The 15,225-nt window shown below is 68.2% G+C and carries 17 protein-coding genes; 16 read left to right on the top strand and 1 reads right to left on the bottom strand.

All coding sequences use genetic code 11. The features are described 5' to 3' along the window. Positions 1–87 precede the first annotated feature (87 nt). The 16 genes from IBJ06_RS11430 to IBJ06_RS11355 all read left to right on the top strand — a co-directional run bounded on the left by IBJ06_RS11430 (position 88) and on the right by IBJ06_RS11355 (position 14,137). Entirely contained in the window at positions 88–606 is a 519-nt protein-coding gene (locus tag IBJ06_RS11430) for a hemerythrin domain-containing protein (protein WP_292160414.1), read from the top strand. A gap of 15 nt (positions 607–621) precedes the next feature. Beyond that, complete coding sequence (locus tag IBJ06_RS11425; protein ID WP_292160412.1) at positions 622–1,314, top strand: MgtC/SapB family protein; 693 nt, start codon at positions 622–624, stop codon at positions 1,312–1,314. 42 nt (positions 1,315–1,356) lie between these two features. Then, entirely contained in the window at positions 1,357–1,863 is a 507-nt protein-coding gene (gene ruvC, locus IBJ06_RS11420; protein WP_292160410.1) for a crossover junction endodeoxyribonuclease RuvC, read from the top strand. Then, positions 1,860–2,477 (top strand): Holliday junction branch migration protein RuvA, encoded by a 618-nt coding sequence (gene ruvA / locus IBJ06_RS11415; RefSeq protein ID WP_292160408.1) that lies wholly within the window; start codon positions 1,860–1,862, stop codon positions 2,475–2,477. Before ruvC ends, ruvA begins: the two co-directional genes overlap by 4 nt. Then, positions 2,474–3,019: a hypothetical protein gene (locus IBJ06_RS11410; RefSeq protein ID WP_292160406.1), complete on the top strand. Its 546-nt coding sequence runs from the start codon at positions 2,474–2,476 to the stop codon at positions 3,017–3,019. The genes ruvA and IBJ06_RS11410 overlap by 4 nt, the downstream gene beginning before the upstream one ends. Continuing rightward, positions 3,016–4,053: a Holliday junction branch migration DNA helicase RuvB gene (gene ruvB / locus IBJ06_RS11405; RefSeq protein ID WP_292160404.1), complete on the top strand. Its 1,038-nt coding sequence runs from the start codon at positions 3,016–3,018 to the stop codon at positions 4,051–4,053. The genes IBJ06_RS11410 and ruvB overlap by 4 nt, the downstream gene beginning before the upstream one ends. Next, positions 4,050–4,511 (top strand): YbgC/FadM family acyl-CoA thioesterase, encoded by a 462-nt coding sequence (locus IBJ06_RS11400; protein ID WP_292160402.1) that lies wholly within the window; start codon positions 4,050–4,052, stop codon positions 4,509–4,511. Before ruvB ends, IBJ06_RS11400 begins: the two co-directional genes overlap by 4 nt. 86 nt (positions 4,512–4,597) lie before the next feature. Next, positions 4,598–5,329 carry a protein TolQ gene (tolQ, locus tag IBJ06_RS11395; protein ID WP_292160400.1) on the top strand — a complete coding sequence of 244 codons (732 nt, stop codon included), beginning with the start codon at positions 4,598–4,600 and terminating at the stop codon, positions 5,327–5,329. Between the two features lie 3 nt (positions 5,330–5,332). Then, entirely contained in the window at positions 5,333–5,812 is a 480-nt protein-coding gene (locus IBJ06_RS11390) for a biopolymer transporter ExbD (protein ID WP_292160398.1), read from the top strand. A gap of 3 nt (positions 5,813–5,815) precedes the next feature. Next, positions 5,816–6,598, top strand: a complete 783-nt coding sequence (locus IBJ06_RS11385; RefSeq protein WP_292160396.1) for a hypothetical protein — start codon at positions 5,816–5,818, stop codon at positions 6,596–6,598. A 179-nt stretch (positions 6,599–6,777) separates the two neighbouring features. After that, entirely contained in the window at positions 6,778–8,166 is a 1,389-nt protein-coding gene (gene tolB, locus IBJ06_RS11380) for a Tol-Pal system beta propeller repeat protein TolB (protein ID WP_292160393.1), read from the top strand. Between the two features lie 145 nt (positions 8,167–8,311). Continuing rightward, positions 8,312–8,863 (top strand): peptidoglycan-associated lipoprotein Pal, encoded by a 552-nt coding sequence (gene pal / locus IBJ06_RS11375; protein ID WP_292160389.1) that lies wholly within the window; start codon positions 8,312–8,314, stop codon positions 8,861–8,863. 146 nt (positions 8,864–9,009) lie between these two features. After that, on the top strand, positions 9,010–9,888 hold the full coding sequence (locus IBJ06_RS11370; protein ID WP_292160387.1) for a tol-pal system protein: 879 nt from the start codon (positions 9,010–9,012) through the stop codon (positions 9,886–9,888). Between the two features lie 23 nt (positions 9,889–9,911). Then, positions 9,912–11,159: a tRNA lysidine(34) synthetase TilS gene (gene tilS / locus IBJ06_RS11365; protein WP_292160385.1), complete on the top strand. Its 1,248-nt coding sequence runs from the start codon at positions 9,912–9,914 to the stop codon at positions 11,157–11,159. A gap of 67 nt (positions 11,160–11,226) precedes the next feature. Beyond that, the gene (gene ftsH / locus IBJ06_RS11360) at positions 11,227–13,173 is read left to right on the top strand and encodes an ATP-dependent zinc metalloprotease FtsH (RefSeq protein WP_365812612.1); all 1,947 of its coding nucleotides are present in this window, start codon (positions 11,227–11,229) and stop codon (positions 13,171–13,173) included. A 4-nt stretch (positions 13,174–13,177) separates the two neighbouring features. Continuing rightward, entirely contained in the window at positions 13,178–14,137 is a 960-nt protein-coding gene (locus IBJ06_RS11355; protein WP_292160382.1) for an alpha/beta hydrolase, read from the top strand. Here IBJ06_RS11355 and IBJ06_RS11350 read toward each other — a convergent pair. Then, positions 14,134–15,114 (bottom strand): LLM class flavin-dependent oxidoreductase, encoded by a 981-nt coding sequence (locus IBJ06_RS11350; protein ID WP_292160380.1) that lies wholly within the window; start codon positions 15,112–15,114, stop codon positions 14,134–14,136. The genes IBJ06_RS11355 and IBJ06_RS11350 overlap by 4 nt on opposite strands. Between the last annotated feature and the right edge of the window lie 111 nt (positions 15,115–15,225).

Genomic DNA, 15,225 nt, shown 5'->3' with positions numbered 1-15,225 from the left:
TGCGTCTGTTTTCCCTCGGCAGCGGAACGTGTCGAGGCCTTCGAGGGTTGGTCAGGGCGAACCGCAACGCTTTGCCCCGGGGCCCCCATGGATATCTGCCAGCTGATTCTGGATGACCACGCTGAACAGCGGCGCCTGTTCGGGCTGATCGAACAGATCGACCCGGCGGACACCGGGGCCCTGTCGGCGATCTGGGGGCGGCTGGCCGCCTTTCTGGATGCCCATGCGGAGGCCGAGGAGCGCTTCTTCTATCCCGACCTCCTGAAAAAGGGCGAAGGCGCCAATGACGCCGACGACGGCACGGTCGAGGGCGAGACCGAGGACGCCATCACCGACCACAACAAGCTGCGCGATGCGGTCAAGGCCGTGGAACGCCACGCGGTCGGCAGCCGGGCCTGGATCGAGGCGGTGGGACGGGCCAATGTCGTCAATTCGAAGCACATGGGCGAAGAGGAACGTCAGGGCCTGACTGACTTTCGCCGGAATGCGTCCCTTGCCGAGCGCCATGACCTGGGTGTGAAATACGCGGCCTTTCAGGCGCGGCACATCACCGGCGTCAAACCGGTCAACAAGGACGTCGAGGCCTATATTGAGACGCACAGCTGACGCGAGGCCCTGCGCATGACCGATCTGCTGTCCACCTATGGCCTGCCGCTGGTGAGTGCGCTGATCGCGGGTGCGCTGATCGGGCTGGAGCGCGAATGGCGGGGCCGGGCGGCGGGGTTCCGGACCCATATTCTGGTGTGCCTGTCGTCGACCCTGCTGATGCTGGCCTCGACCTCTCAGGGGGCATGGGATTTCTCGGTCCTGCCGGGGCAGGCGGTGATCGCCGACCCCACGCGCATGGCGCACGGCATCCTGACCGGGATCGGCTTTCTGTGCGCCGGGGTGATCTTCCGGGCGGGGTTCTCGATCCACGGGCTGACCACGGCGGCCTCGCTGTGGACGGTGTCGGCGCTGGGCATCCTGTTCGGGGCGGGCCTGTTCTGGCTGGGGTGGACCGGAGCGCTGGCGACGCTGGCGGTGCTGACCGCGCTCAAACTGGTCAGCCGACGGGTGCCGGACCGGACCGTCGTCGATGTGGCGGTGAGCTGGGATGCGAAATCGGCAGGCACCGCGGGGGCGGTCGAGGCGGCCCTGTCACAGGCCGATCCGGAGCCGAGACGGCTGCGGCTGGAACTGATCGAGGACGGGCGACTGTCGCGCCAGAGCTGGCGGCTGACAGTGCGCTCGCGCGAGCTGGCGGCCCTGGCCGAGCGCATCCGGTCGGTGAAGGGGGTGGCGGGCTTTGACCTCGCCCCCCGGGACGACTGACAGTTCATTGCCCGCTAACCCTCTTTCGGGCACATAGAACGGATGGCGAACGAACCGACTCGCATACTGGGGCTGGACCCGGGCCTGAGACGCACCGGATGGGGTGTGGTGGTGGCCGAGGGGTCGCGGCTGCGCTGGGTCGCGCACGGGGTCGTCAGCCCGCCCGAACGGGCGCCGTTCAGCGAGCGGCTGCTGTTCCTGCTGGAGGCGGTTGGCGACATCTGTGCCGCCCATGCCTGTGACGAGGCGGCCATCGAGGAGGTGTTCGTCAATATGAACCCCGCCTCGACGCTGAAGCTGGGCCATGCCCGGGCGGCGGTCATGCTGGCCCCGGCGCGGTGTGGGCTGAGCGTCGCCGAATATGCGCCGAACCTGATCAAGAAGGCGGTGGTCGGGGCGGGCCACGCCGACAAGAGCCAGATCGCCTTCATGGTCAAACGCCTGTTGCCGGCGGCGGGCGATGTGACGGCCGATGCCGCCGATGCCCTGGCCGTCGCCATCACCCACGCCCAGCTGCGCAAGCGGGCCCTGCTGGCGGGGGCGGCATGATCGGCAGACTGCGCGGGGTGCTGGCCGAGGTCGAGGCGGACCATTGCCTGATCGACTGTATGGGCGTGGGCTATGTCGTGGCGTGCGGGGCGCGGACGCTGGGGCGAATGCCGGCGCCGGGCGATGAGGTGACCCTGCACATCGAGAGCAGTTGGTCCGCCGAGAACGGCCCGCGCCTGTACGGCTTTCTGGCCCGGGATGAGCGGGAGGCCTTCCGCACCCTGACGGGCATTCAGGGTGTGGGGCCCAAGGCGGCCCTGTCGGTGCTGGACGTGTTGCCGCCCGGTGATCTGGCGGCGGCGGTCGCGCGCGAGGACAAGGCCGCCGTGGCGCGCGCCAATGGCGTGGGGCCGAAACTGGCCCTGCGGATCGTGACCGAGCTGAAGGGCAAGCCTCTGGGCGGCGGCGGTCTGGCGATCGGTGCGGGCGCCGGACCCGTTGCCGCGACGCCGACGGCGCCCTCCCTGACGGGTGAGGCCGTGGCGGCCCTGCTGGGACTGGGCGTGGTCGAGGTCAATGCCCGCCGCGCTGTGGATCAGGCCTTGATCCGACTGGGTGAGGACGCTGACCTGTCCGCCGTCATCCGCGCGGCGCTGCAGGAGCTGGGGCGATGAGTGCTGTGGGGCCGAAGATCCAGATGAAATCAGCGATGTTGATGATCGCCATCCTGACCGTTCCATCGGCGTCCTGCGCCCAGGATCCTGCGCCTGTGTCCTCTGCCCAAGCTGTGGGCATCGGGCGTATGCTCGAAGGGACTTCGGTTCCAGCAGCAGAACTGCTGCAGTCCAGGCGGTTCGATGGAGACTGGCTCGAAACTGAAATCCTGATCGATGATTCGGCAGCTGCGCGCGCCTATCCCTCCGCGGTTGCGGTCTCTACGGTGTTCAAGGTGGACTGCGAGCGCGATCGATACGGTTACGTCAGCCGCAGGTTCTATGGCGCCGACGGTGCACTGCTGCACGAAGCAGACCTCCGTTCGGATGCGATCATGCAGGGAGGTCCCCAGTGGGGAATGGTCGGCCAGGTTTGTGCGTTCGACGGACAGGCGTCGGCGGACGCGGCGGACTTCGACGGGGTTGCCGGGTTCCTCCACCTTGCAGGAAACCGTCCTGAACGGACGAGATCGCCCCCTCCGACCGTGGTGCCCATTCGATGACCGACGCGCGCATCATTTCTGCGGATGCCACCCCCGGCGAGTCCTATGACCGCGCGCTGCGACCGCAGACGCTGGACGAGTTCGTCGGGCAGCCGCAGGCCAAGGGCAATTTGAAGGTCTTTATCGACGCGGCGCGGGGGCGGGGCGAGTCGTTGGACCATGTGCTGCTGTTCGGACCACCGGGCCTGGGCAAGACGACGCTGGCGCAGATCGTGGCGCGGGAGCTGGGCGTCGGCTTTCGCGCCACATCCGGGCCGATCCTCGCCAAGGCCGGGGATCTGGCGGCCATCCTGACCAATCTGGAACCGCGCGACGTCCTGTTCATCGACGAGATCCACCGGCTGAACCCGGCGGTCGAGGAAATCCTGTATCCGGCCATGGAGGACCATGTACTGGACCTGATCATCGGCGAAGGCCCGTCGGCGCGCTCGGTGCGGATCGATCTGGCGCCCTTCACCCTGGTGGGGGCGACGACGCGGGCGGGCCTGCTGGCCACGCCGCTGCGCGACCGGTTCGGCATTCCGCTCCGACTGGAATTCTACAGTCCGGATGAACTGGTGAAGGTCATTCTGGGCGCTGCGCGCAAGATGGGCGCCGCCATGGCCGAGGACGGTGCGCGCGAGATCGCCACCCGGTCGCGGGGCACACCGCGTGTGGCCGGGCGTCTGCTGCGCCGCGTGCGGGACTTTGCCGATGCCGAGGGTGCGCCGGCCATTAACCGGCTGGTGGCGGCCCGGGCCCTGTCGCGGCTGGAGGTGGACGAGGCCGGGCTGGACAGCCTCGACCGGCGCTTCCTGAAGGCCCTGATCGAAAACTATGGCGGCGGGCCGGTCGGCATGGACACCCTGGCCGCCGCCATCGCCGAGGCGCGCGATGCGGTCGAGGATGTGATCGAGCCCTATCTGCTGCAGCAGGGCTTCATCCAGCGCACGCCGCGCGGCCGCATGGCCTGTGCGAAGGCCTACAGCCATCTGGGTCTGGCCGAACCGCCCCGACCGCCGGAGCAGGGCGGCCTGTTCGGAGGCGCGAAATGAGCGACCATCCGACCGCGGGCCGTTTTGACGGGCGCGCGCACATTCTTCCGGTGCGGGTCTATTATGAGGACACGGATTTTACCGGGCTGGTCTACCACGGCAGCTATGTCCGGTTCTTCGAACGCGGGCGGTCAGACTTTCTGAGGGCCGCCGGGATCGGGCATGCCGAGCTACTGGACGGGGACCGGCCGCTGGCCTTTGTCTTGTCGAAGATGTCGCTGGAGTTCCTGCGGCCCGCGCGGATCGATGACGCGCTTCAGGTGATCACCACCTATGACGCCATGAAGGGGCCGCGCATGCAGATCGACCAGCGAATCGAGCGGGCCGGTGAGGTGCTGTGCCGGGCCGGGGTCGAGGCGGTCTGCATCCGCCCGGACGGTCGGCCCACCCGGCCCACGCCGGCCCTGATCGCCGCCGTCACGCCCTGGCTTTCGCCCTTGCCGGTTGCAGGGGGATGACGGCGGGCGCGGAGCCCGCTAATCCGCCATCAAATGGTCACGCCTTGACGCTGCAAAGGGCGTGACGCTGTTCCCAGGATCGATCCATGACCGTGCCCGCCGAAGCCTCCCTGCTCAATCCCGTCGATCTGTTCATGCACGCCGACTGGGTGGTCAAGGCCGTGATGATCGGCCTGGCCGTGGCCTCGATCTGGTCGTGGGCGGTCATCATCGACAAGCTGTTCCGGTTCGCCGCCCTGAAGCGGCAGGCGGACCAGTTTGAACAGGCCATCTCGTCCGGCCGGTCGCTTGAGGAAATCGCGCATCAGGCGGGGCCGAACCCCGATCCCATCCTGCCGCGCATGCTGGTGGTGGCCGTCACCGACTGGCGCGAGGCCCGCGCCCGCCAGACGATGACCGAGGCCCAGAGCCACCTGCTGATCTCGCGCATAGACCGGGCGCTGGACAGTCTGATCGCGCGCGAAAGTCAGCGGATCGAGGCGGGTCTGGGCGTGCTGTCGGTGGTGGCGACGTCCAGCCCCTTCATAGGCCTGTTCGGCACGGTCTGGGGCATCATGAACGCCTTTGACGCCATCGCCTCGGCGGGCAACACCAATCTGACGACCGTGGCGCCGGCGATCGCCGAGGCCCTGTTCGCCACGGCCATCGGTCTGGCGGCGGCCATTCCCGCCTACATGGCCTACAACGCCTTTTCGATCGAGGCGGGCAAGTTCACCGCCCGGCTGGAGAGCTTCGCCGACGACCTGCAGGCCGCCATCGCCCGGCGACTGGGCACCAGCCCGGCGGCCCCGCCGGCCTCCACGCCGCGGGAGCTCTGAGCCATGGCCATGGGAGGACCCGGCGGAGGCGGCCACGTCCGGGGCCGCAGACGCGCCCGCAAACGCCCGCTGAGCGAGATCAATGTCACGCCGCTGGTCGATGTGATGCTGGTGCTGCTGATCATCTTCATGATCTCGGCGCCGCTGCTGACGGTAGCGGTTCCCGTCGACCTGCCGAAGACCGAGGCCAGCGCCATGGAGTCGACGCAGGAGCCGGTGACCGTGTCGATCAACTCGGCGGGCACAATCTTTGTCGGCGAGCGCGAGGTGGCGTTCGACAGTCTGATCCAGGCGGTTCTGGATGACGGCGGAGCCGATGCGCGGGACCGGCCCCTGTTTCTGCGGGCCGATGCCCAGGTGCCCTATCAGGCGGTTGCGCGGGTGATGGCGCGTCTGTCGACCAACGGCTTCGTCAAACTGAACCTGATCACCGATACGGCCGGCAATACGGCAGAGGCCGAGCCGTTTGAGGGTGACCTCTGAGCCATGGCGAACGGTGGCCCCTCCTTCCTCGGATCGGTCCTGCTGCACGCAGGGGTGATCGGCCTGGCCCTGATCGCCTGGCCGAAGGAAGGGCGTGAGCCGCGCGAGATGATGGGCGCGGTGCCGGTGTCGATCGTCTCGGATGTGACCGTGCTGGCGGCCGCGCCCGACAATCCGGCCGATGAGCTGATCGAGGAGGACGGCTCCAGCGCGCCCGAGCCGCCCGCCGAAGTCATACCGGAGCCCGAGCCGACGCCCACCCCGCCCCTGCCGCGGCCGGAGCCGGCACCCAAGACCACGCCCCGGCCCGAGCCGGAACAGCCCCGCACCCCGCCCCGCCAGCAGCCGTCTCCGCCCCAGCGCCCGACGCCCCCGCGTGAGGATCCGGGCCTGAATCTGGACGACCTGTCCGAGCGGCCGCGAACCGGTACGACGACAGGCCGCGCCTCGACCGGCGACCGCGGCACGGGACAGGCGCCGCGCGCCCTGGGCCGGGCGGATCTGCAGTCCATCGCGGGCCAGATCACGCCGCACTGGAACCCGCCGTGTCACCTGCCGGGCATTGAGGAAGTGACCCTGAGCGTCGAGGTGCGCATGTCCGAGGATGGACGGCTGGTCGGCTCGCCGCGTCTGCGCAATACGCGCGGTGACGCGACCTGGCGTGCGGCCTCGGACAGTATTCTGAGGGCGATCACCATCCCCCCGCGTTACCGGATGCCGGCAGGGTATGAGGAGCAGAGCTTCATCATCACCTTCCCGCTGGAACAGGCCTGTCGCAACCGGTGAACCGGCGGGCCGTTGATCCCGCGACGTTCAGGCTTCGTCAGCATGTCATGATCAAAGATGACAATCACGTGCGCGGTGGATTTCCGGCCTGAAAGTCGCCTCAATCGCGCACATGGTGGCGATAACGGATACTGTGGCGCCAGGGTCGCGCCATGCAGGTCTTGAGTTCGGAGGAACGCATGGATTTGAAGCGGCGGATGCAATCGGCAACGGGAATCGGGGCGACCTTCGCCCTTGGACTGGCGCTCTCGCTGGGCGCGCCCCAGGCCGCGCTGGCCCAGGAACCCGCTCCGCTTCAGGAAGTGATCGTCAGCGAGGGCGTGCTGCGCCCCCTGCCGATCGCCGTGGTCGGCTTTTCCGGTCAGTACGGGAGCGACATTTCCGGGGTCATTCGCGGCAACCTGCGCCGCTCGGGCTTCTTCGACCCGCTGAACCCGGCCAGCTTCATCGAGACCGGCCTGACACTGGCCAACCAGCCGACCTTTCCCCAGTGGACCTCGATCGGGGCCGAAGTGGTGCTGTATGGCGCGGTGACGCCGCGCCCGGATGGCCGCAATGACGTGGGCTTTCGCCTGTATGACACCTATCGGCAATGTCAGCTGGTCAGCTATCAGTTCACGGCCACGCCCGAGCAGTGGCGCCGCATCGCCCACAAGATTTCCGACGTCGTCTATCAACGCATGACCGGCGAAAGCGGCTTCTTCGACACCCGCGTCATCTATGTGGCCGAGAGCGGGACCCAGTTGAACCGCCTCAGCCGCCTCGCGATCGTCGATCAGGACGGCTACAACCCCGTCTTCCTGACCCAGGGCGACGAGGTGATCATGTCGCCCCGCTTTTCGACCTCGAACCCCGATGAGGTCACCTATGTGGCGCTGGGCCAGGACTACAGCCGCATCTATCTGAAGAATCTGTCGACCGGCCGGACGGAGTCGCTGGGCCAGTTCGACGGTCAGGTGCTGGCGCCGCGCTATTCCAATGACGGGTCAAAGATCGCATTTTCGATCATTCGCGGCGGCAATACCGACGTCTATACGATGGACCTGCGCTCTCGCGAGCTGCGCCGCCTGACCACCGATCCGGGCATCGACACCTCGCCCAGCTTCTCGCCCGACAACCGGCGGCTGGTTTTCACTTCGGACCGGTCGGGGTCGGCGCGCCTGTATGTAATGAACGCGGACGGGTCGGGCCAGCGCCCGATCTCGCGCGGCGGCGGCTCCTATACCGCTCCGTCGTGGAGTCCGCGCGGCGATCTGATCGCCTTCACCAAGCAGCAGGGCGGCCAGTTCCACATCGGCGTCATGAACACGGACGGCACGGGTGAACGCATCCTGTCGTCCAGCTATTTCGAGGAAGGCCCGTCGTGGGCGCCGAACGGCCGTTACATCATGTTCGCGCGCCAGACGCGCGGGGGCGATACCCGGCTGTGGACCGTGGATCTGTCGGGACGGGTGATCGCCCAGGCGGGCTACGACGGTCGTGGCTCCAGCCCGGCTTGGTCGCCCCTGCTCGACGCGCCGCCGGCCAATCTGGGCTATGGCCAGGCCCCGGACAGCTGCCCGAGCTAGGCCCGAAATACGCCTGCTGCGCGAATTCGCGAACCTATCGGATCAACAGTGCGTTATCGCCGCTATGACGCCGTTATCCGTTCGGCTAGCGCTGAAAACCGTCACGCTTGGCCGTCATCCCGACGGAGCAATTGAGGAGAGTCCCATGATCAAGTCCCGTATTCTTCGCTTGGCCCTGGTGGGCGTGGCCATGACCGCCATGGCCGCCTGCGCCCGCCCCGCCCCGACAGGCCCGGTCACCGACCCGGGTGGCACCCAGCAGGGCGGCACCAACACCACCTATCCGGACCGTCCGGTCACGGGGGGCGACATGGGCGCCGCGCGTCCCGGTTCGGTCGAGGATTTCGCCAATAACGTGGGCGACCGCGTCTATTTCGACCTCGACAGCTACACCATCCGCCCCGAAGCCTATCCGCGCCTGAACCAGCAGGCCGCCTGGCTGCGTCAGTATTCGGGCGTGACCGTCCGCATCGAAGGCAATGCCGACGAACGCGGCACCGCCGAATACAACCTGGCCCTGGGCGCCCGTCGCGCCGAGGCCGTGCGTACCTATCTGATCCAGCAGGGTGTGCCGGCCTCGCGGATCACGACGATCAGCTTCGGCAAGGAGCGTCCGATCGCCCAGGGCTCGAACGAGGAAGCCTGGGCCCGCAACCGCAATGCCCACACGGCCATCGTCTCCGGCGCCGTCCGCTGATGCGGGCGGATTGACGGCAGGGTAAGGGGAGGGGGCGTGTCCGGTGGGCACGCCCCCTTTCATTGGGAATATTCGCCTGCAGATGTCAGGCTGTGTCAGGATCGCGTGCCTTGTCGAGGCCGCAAATCCGTGGAACGAGATCCGTCATGTCCAAGTTTTTCTCTCGTCTGAAGCGCCTTCGGCCGGCCCCGGGGAAATCGGCGGCAGGCCTTGCCGTGCTGGCCTTCGTCGGCGCGACGATGCTGGCCAGCCCGACCGTCGCCCAGTCGAACGAGGGTGAGCCGATCATCTGGGACGCGCGCCGCCTGAGCACGCTGGAGCGCAATGTTCGCCGGATCGAGCGGGCCCTGTTCCAGCGCAATTCCTCGGGGCAGCCCTTCATCATGGAGCCCGATCCGGAGGTGGTAACCCTGCAGGGGCAGATGGGCAGCGTCGATACGCGCCTGGCCGATGTGGAGCGCACCCTGCAGCGCATGAACGGCGACATCGAGCGGCTGACCTTTGCCCTGGACGAGACCGAGCGCGAGAACACCCAGCTGCGCCGGCAGCTGACGGATGCCGAGGCGCGCATCGCTGAGCTGGAGACGGCCGCCCGCCTGGAAGCCGAACTGAACGCCCCGATCACGCCCAATTCGCCGAGCGGCACGGCCGCCGGGGACCTGCGCGCCGCCGACCGTCTGGTCACCCAGGACAGCCGCCGGGGCGTGCGGGCCTATGAAGTCCTGCTGGTGACGTGGCCGGAGGCGCCGGAAGCGCGTCTGGCCGCCGTGCGTCTGGCGGACCTCTATCTGGCCGATGACGCCGCCGCGGCGGTTCCCCTCTATGCCCAGGCGCTGCGCGGCTGGCCGACCGAGCCCTGGGCCGCCAAGGCGACCGTGGATCTGGCCCAGGCGCTGGTGGCGACCGATCGCAACACCCAGGCCTGCGCTGCCCTGACGGACTTCAATCGCCGCTATGCCGAGACGGCCCCGGCGGCGCTTAAGACGCGTGCGGCTTCGGTCCGGACGTCGGCCGGCTGCCGCTGAACGAGTCCCGGACCGCGCTGTCGGTGCGCGTGAAGGCGGCGCTGACGGCCCGTCTTGTCCGCGATGATCCGGCTCCGGTTGCGGTGGCCGTCTCGGGAGGGGGCGACTCGGTCGCCCTGCTGCATCTGGCGCATGAGTGGGCGGCCGAGAACGGGCGGTCACTGGCCGTTCTGCATGTCGATCACGGGCTGAACCCCGACAGTCGCCTGTGGCACGACCGGGTGCGGGACATGGCCGGGCGACTTGGCGCGGCGTTTCACAGCGCGCGCTGGGAAGGCCCTTACCCCGCAACAGGTCTGCCCGCCGCCGCCCGCGCGGCCCGTCATGCGCGGCTGGCGGACATGGCCCGGACGGTCGGGGCGCGGGTGATCCTGACCGGTCATACGGCCGATGATGTCGCCGAGGGGCGGTGGATGCAGGCGGAAGGCTCCACGCTCGGAACGCTGCGAGACTGGAGCCCGTCGCCGGCCTGGCCGGAGGGGCGGGGCCTGATGCTGCTGCGGCCCCTGCTGGGCGAACGCCGGGCCGATCTGCGGCACGGGTTGAAGGCGCACGGGATCGACTGGATCGAAGACCCCGCCAACACCGACCTGCGCTATGGCCGCAGCCGGGCGCGACAGGCTGTCGTCGACGGGGACGACGCCGACATCCCGCGACAGGACAGGCCGCCGAGGGCAGCCGGCATTGCGGCGGACAAATGGGGCGTCATCCGCGCGCCCCGCAATACGGATGCGAGAGCGTTGGCCTTCGGGCTGGTTGTGGCCGGCGGTGGCGTCCGTCTCCCGCGCGGGGATCGGCTGGTGCGGCTGACCGAGCGAGTTGCGGCGGGTGAGAATTTCACGGCGGGCCTTGTCGGGGCGCGGCTCATCGCCGGGGCCGAGGGCCTGACCCTTGTGCGGGAAGCCGGCGACTATCGCCGCAGGGTCGAGCCGGTCTTGCATCCTGCCCCCGGTGTCGAGGCTGTCTGGGACGGGCGGTTTGCCGTGACAGTGGATGCGCCCGGCTGGCGGGTGGCGTCCCTGGCGGGGCGGGCGGCGCGACTGGGGCGCGAGGATCGTGCGATCGTGGCCGGCCTGCCGGCGGCGTCGCGGCCCGGCCTGCCTGTGCTCATTCGGGACGGTGAAACGGGACCGGTTCTTGCACAGTCGAGGGCTCGGGTTGAGGCTCTGGCCGCCGGTCGGCTGGCGCTGAGCCTGGGCCGGGTTGAGCATGAGGCCGATTTGAAGTGTCGCAGGGAATGGCGCACGGATGGACGAGCCCCTATTTTGTGACGATACACGGTTCCGGGCGACCGGGCCGGCGGCTCCAGACGGGGTCGCGCCATAGACTGAGGACCACATGAACCTTCGCAGATTCGCCGTCGCCGGTATGCTCATCCTGGGGATGCTGGCCATCTATGCCGCCATGAGTCAGGGCGGGGGTGCCCTGGCCGGCAAGGAAGGCGCGACCGGCAGCAATGCTCGCCCCGAGGAGATCACCTATTCGCAGCTGCTGACGGCGATCGAGGAAAATCGCATCAAGGGCGTCGAGGTTCACGGCGAGACCCTGACCGGCGAATACCGTGACGACAGCAAATTCACCACCGTCACGCCCATGCCCAACGCCGAACTGGTGGCCCAGATTCAGGCCACCGGCGCGGATGTGCGGGTCAAGCCCATGCGCCAGCCGCTGTGGATGAGCATACTGCTGGGCCTGCTGCCGATCTTCGTGTTGGTGGGTCTGTTCCTGCTGATCACCCGTCAGATGCAGGGCGGGGCGCGTGGGGCCATGGGCTTTGGCAAGTCCAAGGCCAAGCTGCTGACCGAGCACAAGGGCCGCAAGACGTTCGAGGATGTGGCCGGTGTCGACGAGGCCAAGGACGAGCTGCAGGAGGTTGTCGACTTCCTGAAGGACCCGGGCAAGTTCCAGCGCCTCGGCGGCAAGATCCCGAAGGGGGCGCTGCTGGTCGGCCCTCCGGGCACCGGCAAGACCCTGCTGGCGCGCGCGGTCGCGGGCGAGGCGGGCGTGCCCTTCTTCTCCATTTCCGGCTCGGACTTTGTCGAAATGTTCGTCGGCGTCGGTGCCAGCCGCGTCCGCGACATGTTCGAACAGGCCAAGAAGAACGCGCCCTGCATTATCTTCATCGACGAGATCGATGCCGTCGGTCGTCACCGGGGCGCAGGGCTCGGCGGCGGCAATGACGAGCGCGAGCAGACGCTGAACCAGCTGCTGGTCGAGATGGACGGCTTTGAATCGAACGAAGGCATCATCCTGATCGCGGCGACCAACCGTCCCGACGTGCTGGACCCGGCCCTGCTGCGTCCGGGCCGCTTCGACCGGCAGGTCGTGGTTCCGAACCCCGACGTGTCGGGTCGTGAGAAGATCCTGCGCGTCCATATGAAGGATGTGCCGCTGGCCGCTGACGTCAACGTCAAAACGCTGGCGCGCGGCACGCCCGGCTTTTCGGGCGCGGACCTGGCCAATCTGGTCAATGAGGCGGCCCTGCTGGCGGCCCGCAAGGACCGCAAGATGGTCACCCATCGCGATTTCGAGGACGCCAAGGATAAGGTCATGATGGGCGCCGAGCGCAAATCCATGGCCATGAACGAGGAGGAAAAGCGCCTGACCGCCTATCATGAGGCCGGTCACGCCATCGTCGCCATCAACGTCAAGATGGCCGATCCGGTGCACAAGGCCACCATCGTGCCGCGCGGCCGGGCTCTGGGCATGGTGATGCAGCTGCCGGAAGGCGACCGCTATTCGATGAAGCATCAACAGATGATCGACCGCATCGCCATCATGGCCGGTGGGCGGGTCGCCGAGGAACTGATCTTCGGCAAGGAGAACATCACCTCGGGTGCGTCGTCCGACATCGAGCAGGCGACCAAGCTGGCCCGCGCCATGGTCACGCGCTGGGGCTTCTCGGACAAGCTGGGGACGGTGGCCTACGGCGAGAACCAGGAAGAGGTGTTCCTCGGACATTCGGTGGCGCGCAGCCAGAATGTCTCGGAAGAGACGGCCCGTATCATCGATGAGGAGGTCAAGCGGATCGTCACGGAAGGCTGGAATGCCGCCCGCAAAATCCTGAAGGCCAAGGCCAGGGACCACGAACTCCTGTCCCAGGCCTTGCTGGAATACGAAACCCTGTCGGGCGACGAAATCCTGGCTCTTCTGAACGAGGGCAAGCGTCCGGATCGGGACGGCGCGAATGACCCCTCGCCCGGGCCCTCGGTCTCGGTGCCAGTGACGCCCGTCACCGAGGCGTCGGTGCCCGAGACCCGCCCCGAACAGCCGACGGTCCACTAGGGCCGTGCGGAGCCGCCGGATCGCCACCGACGGCCTGACCCAGTCCGTGCTGGAGGCCGGCGAGGGGCCGCTGGTGTTGCTGATCCACGGCTTTCCCGAGCTGGGCATCAGCTGGCGCGCGCAGGTTGAGGCGCTGGCGGAAGCGGGCTGGCATGCGGTGGCCCCCGACATGCGCGGCTATGGCGGCACGGACAGGCCCGAGGGGGTGGACCAGTATACGATCCTGCACCTGGTCGGCGACATGGTCGATCTGGTGCGGGCGCTCGGCCGTCAGACCTGCGTCGTGGTCGGGCACGACTGGGGCGCACCGGTGGCCTGGCACTGCGCCCTGATGCGGCCTGATGTGTTTCGGGCGGTGGCGGGTCTGAGTGTGCCGTTCCAGCCGAGGCGGCCAGGCGGTCCGCCGATCCCGGCGATGAAGGCGATCACGAAGAGGGCGGGTCTGGGCAACCTCTATATCGTCCGATTCCAGGACGCGGACGCCCATGCGCCGCTGGACGCCGATCCGGAAACCGCGCTTCGCAAGATGTTCTGGGCCTATGACGGCGCGACCCGGGCCGAAGATCGTCACACCGGGTTCTTGCAGCCCGGCGTGGGCATGATCGAGAGCATCGCGGACCACGCCGTCCTGCCACCGTGGATGTCCGAGGCGCATTTCGCCGAATATGTCGCGGCCTTTGCGGCCGGGGGATTCGAAGGGCCCCTCAACTGGTACCGGGCGCTCGACCTGAACTGGTCGCTGACGGCCTGGCTGCAGGACCGCCGCATCACCGTGCCGTCCCTGTTCATCGTCGGCCAGAACGATCCCGTCAGGCACTATGCCGGCCCGGCCGAAGCGGGTCTCAAGGACTGGCTGACCGACCTGCGCGGCCAGCACGAGATCGAAGGCGCCGGCCACTGGATCCAGCAGGAGCGACCCGAGGCCGTGAACCGCCTGCTTCTGGACTTCCTCGGCGCGCTCTAGGCTGCGGCCTCGGCCGTGATCTCCAGGCTGCGCAGCCTGGCGTCCAGATCGTGGATCATGCCGGTGACCATGATTTCATCCACATTCGTCAGGGCCCGGAAGTCCGACAGGGATTTGCGCACCGTCTCCCCGTCGCCGATGGCGGCATAGGTCAGGCGGCTGTCCACCGCAGCGCGCTCCTGTTCGGTCAAAACAGTCGTGACGTCGTCGACCGGAGGCTTGAGACGCCCGGGCGTGCCGCGCACCACATTGGCGAAGGCCATCTGCATGGAGGTCGCCAGTCGCCGGGCCTCGGCCGTCGTGTCGGCGGCAAAGACATTGATGACAGCCATGGCATGGGGGCGGGCCAGAGCCGCCGACGGGCGGAATCCCTCACGATAGGTTCGCAGGGCGGGCAGCAGCAGTTCCGGGGCGAAATGGCTGGCAAAGGCGAACGGCAGGCCCAGCTGCGCCGCCAGCTCGGCGCTGAACAGGCTGGAGCCCAGCAACCACAGCGGCACGTTCGAGCCCTGACCCGGCCAGGCCGCCACGCGCTGGCCCTCGACCGCCGGGGCCAGGTAGGATTGCAGCTCCAGCACATCCTGCGGAAACCGGTCGGCCCCGTCGAAATAGTGGCGGAGCGCCCGCGCGGTCGGACCGTCCGTCCCCGGAGCACGTCCGAGGCCCAGATCGATCCGGCCCGGATAAAGGGCCTCCAGCGTGCCGAAGGCCTCGGCCACCATCAGCGGTGCATGGTTGGGCAGCATGATGCCGCCGGCACCCACACGGATGCTCTTCGTCTGGCTCGCGACATGTCCGATGGCCACCGCCGTGGCCGCCGAGGCGATGCCGGGCATGTTGTGATGCTCCGCCAGCCAGAAGCGGCGATAGCCCAGCCGCTCGGCCGTCCGGGCCAGAAGGGCGGATTCGGCAAGGGCGCGGGCAGCGTCCCCGCCTTCGACGACGGGCGACAGATCTAGAACGGAGAGGGCTGACATGCCCTTCAGATCGTCATCCCGGCGCGGGGTTCAAGATCGCCCCCGATATTCCCGGAGAAGCGCCGCCCAAAGGTCTGGTAACCCTGAATATTCAGGGTGATCGTAAAGCGA

Origin of the sequence: Brevundimonas sp. (assembly GCF_016742135.1) — a bacterium.
Lineage (GTDB): Bacteria > Pseudomonadota > Alphaproteobacteria > Caulobacterales > Caulobacteraceae > Brevundimonas.
Note: the sequence above shows the minus strand (reverse complement) of the source record. Positions and strands in the feature narration are given on the sequence as shown.